Source organism: uncultured Bacteroides sp. (assembly GCF_949298305.1).
Classification (GTDB): domain Bacteria; phylum Bacteroidota; class Bacteroidia; order Bacteroidales; family Bacteroidaceae; genus Bacteroides.
Map to the genome: position 1 here is coordinate 1 of NZ_CASFWU010000156.1, position 3,359 is coordinate 3,359.

The 3,359-nt window shown below is 44.6% G+C and carries 1 protein-coding gene; it reads left to right on the forward strand.

The features are described from left to right. The first annotated feature begins 218 nt into the window (after positions 1 to 218). A complete protein-coding gene (locus tag Q1Y74_RS13800; protein ID WP_300814870.1) occupies positions 219 to 3,278 on the forward strand; it encodes a helicase-related protein in 3,060 nt (1,019 codons plus the stop codon). Positions 3,279 to 3,359: the final 81 nt, after the last annotated feature.

Genomic DNA, 3,359 nt, shown 5'->3' on the forward strand with positions numbered 1-3,359 from the left:
AAAAGTAAATTCAAATCCGTTCTCCCAAAAATCTCCTATAACAAATTGAATTTCAATAATTTCAAAGAACTTCTATGATTTTTTAGTGGACACTAATGACTTTGTGTATCATGTGACGAAATTGACGATACAATGGCAGACATGAATGAGGGAACAAAGCGGTTCTTGTAAAGGAACAAGAGCTTAACCTCAAAGCCGAAGAAAGAATATAGAAATCTATGAAAGCTCCGAAGCAGTTCAACAACATCACAGAACGGGTTATAGACGATTTGAGACAAACCCTGTCAGACGGCAATCAAGTCTCCATAGCCGCAGCCAGTTTCTCCATCTATGCCTATGAGGCGTTAAAGGAAGAACTGGAAAAAGTGGATTGTGTAAACTTCATTTTTACATCACCTACATTCAACACCGACAAAGCAGAAAAGCAAAAAAGAGAATTCTATATTCCTAAACTGAACAGAGAACGTAACCTGTTCGGTTCCGATTTTGAAATCAGGCTGCGCAACCAGCTGACCCAAAGAGCAATAGCCAAAGAGTGCGCAGACTGGATCCGCAGGAAGGTGAAATTCAAGACAAATATCACCCATGGTTCCATGAACTCTTTTCTTAACATCAAAAATGGAGAAGAGACATATACCTATATACCTTTCAATGAATTTACCACCACAGAACTTGGACTTGACAGAGGCAATAATATCTGCCCCATGGTGCTGGGGATGCCGGGCCATTGCTCCACAGACATGTTCCTGAAAAACTTTGCCGAACTATGGAAAGACAAAGATAAATTTCAGGACGTAACAGAGAATGTCATCGAAAACATAGAAACCGTTTACAAGGAAAATCCACCAGCCTTTATCTATTTCATCACGTTATACCACATCTTCAATGAATTTTTGGAAGACATCAGCGAAGATGTACTTCCCAATGAAGCTACAGGTTTCAAAAAAAGCGTTATCTGGAACAAGCTCTATAACTTCCAGAAAGACGCCGCATTGGCCATCATCAACAAACTGGAAAAATACAACGGATGCATCTTGGCAGACAGCGTGGGACTGGGAAAGACCTTCACCGCCCTTTCGGTCATCAAGTATTATGAAAACCGAAACAGGAATGTACTGGTACTTTGTCCCAAAAAGCTGAACGACAACTGGCAGACATTCCGTTCCAACTATAAGAACAACCAGGTATTGGCAGACCGGTTACGTTATGACATACTTTTCCATTCTGATTTGTCCAGAGATAAAGGCCAGAGCAACGGTCTTGACCTGGAACGGGTAAACTGGAGTAACTACGATTTGATTGTTATCGATGAAAGCCATAACTTCCGCAACGGTGGCCGATTTGACAATGAGGATGAAGACGATGGCTTCAAGGAAAACCGCTATGCCCGCCTGATGAACAAAGTCATCCGCAGCGGTGTCAAGACCAAAGTGCTCATGCTCTCGGCTACTCCGGTCAACAACCGTTTCAGCGATTTGAAGAATCAGCTGCAACTGGCATACGAAGGAAAGGCCGAGAATATAAACGACCTGCTCGACACCGACAAAAGCATTGATAATATCTTCAGGGAAGCCCAGACCACTTACTCCAAGTGGACCAAATTGCCGCCGGAAAGAAGAACGACCGAGAAACTGGTAGACTCCTTGAGTTATGACTTCTTCCAGCTGCTCGATGCCGTTACCATTGCCCGAAGCCGCAGCCATATCATCAAATATTATGATACCAACGACGTAGGCAAGTTCCCGACACGCCTTTCTCCCCTATCGCGCAGACCCAGACTGACAGATTTGTCCGATGCCATTTCGTTCAAGGACATTGCCGAACAGCTGAATAACCTGAACCTCTCCATCTATACGCCGTCTTTATTCATCTTTGAAAGTGCCAAAGACAATTACGACATAGATTATCAAGGTGAAGGACTGACTATAGACGGCCGCGAAAAAGGAATTCGGAAATTAATGGCTATCAATCTGTTGAAGCGTCTGGAAAGCAGTGTAAACTCTTTCCGCCTGACCCTGGTACGGATACTCGACTTCATTAAAGACTCCATCACGGCGATTGATAAGTTTGAAGAAAGCGGTGCCGCCACCATTGACATCACCGAATTTACGGAGGACTTCGACAGCGAAGACACGGAGAACGACCCGTTTGTAGGCCGCAAATCGAAAATCAATCTCCGCGACATGGACTATGTCAGCTGGAGACGTGATTTGATGGCCGACCAGGAAGCATTGGAACTGTTGCTTGTCATGCTGAAGGACATCACACCGGAACATGACTCCAAGTTACAGCAGTTGGTGGCAGACTTGAAACATAAATTTGAGAATCCCATCAACGGCACCAACAAGAAAGTATTGATATTTACCGCCTTTGCCGATACGGCAAACTACCTGTATGAACAGCTTGCGGGCAGAATCCTCAACGATTGCAGACTGCATACCGCCCTGATAACCGGCAGTACGGAAGGGAAATGCACCTTGCCCAAACTGAAATGCACATTCAACGACATATTGACGTACTTCTCCCCGCTATCAAAAGACAGGGCTGCCATTCATCCGAACGACACACGGGAGATTGACGTATTAATTGCCACAGACTGCATCAGTGAAGGACAGAACCTGCAAGACTGCGACTACCTGATTAACTACGATATCCACTGGAATCCGGTACGCATCATTCAGCGCTTCGGTCGCATCGACCGCATCGGAAGCAAGAACGAGGTTATCCAGCTGGTCAACTACTGGCCGGATATGGAACTGGACGACTATATCAAGCTGAAAGGGCGTGTAGAAAGCCGCATGAAAGCCACAGTTATCACCAGTACCGGCGATGACAACCTTTTGTCTACCGACGAGAAAGGCGATTTGGAATACCGGCGCAAGCAATTGAAGAAACTTCAGAATGAAGTTGTAGACATTGAAGACATGGATACGGGTGTCAATATCATGGACTTGGGGTTGAATGAATTCCGTTTGGACTTGTTGGCCAACCTGAAAGAACACCCGAACATGAATCTGACGCCCTTTGGAATGAGTGCTGTGGTCAGCGCATCCGAACAGGTAGAGCCCGGCGTAATATATGTACTGAAAAACAAAAACAATGGCATCAATATCGACCGTTCCAACCTGCTACACCCGTTTTATTTGGTTTATGTCTCACACACGGGCAACATCATTTGCGACCATCTTTCCCCCAAGAAACTGCTCGACAAGATGCGCTATGCCTGCAAGGATAAAACAGAACCGGATAAGACACTTTGCAACCTGAGTTTTGGATAAGAAATGTGCCTGAAAATTAGTTAGAATGCTCAATTATATGTATCTTTATAGTGTGAAAATCAAAACGATAGCATATAATTA

Excerpts from the sequence above, each read along its gene's own strand:
- Q1Y74_RS13800 (WP_300814870.1), top strand. The coding sequence starts at position 219 with ATGAAAGCTCCGAAGCAGTTCAACAACATCACAGAACGGGTTATAGAC.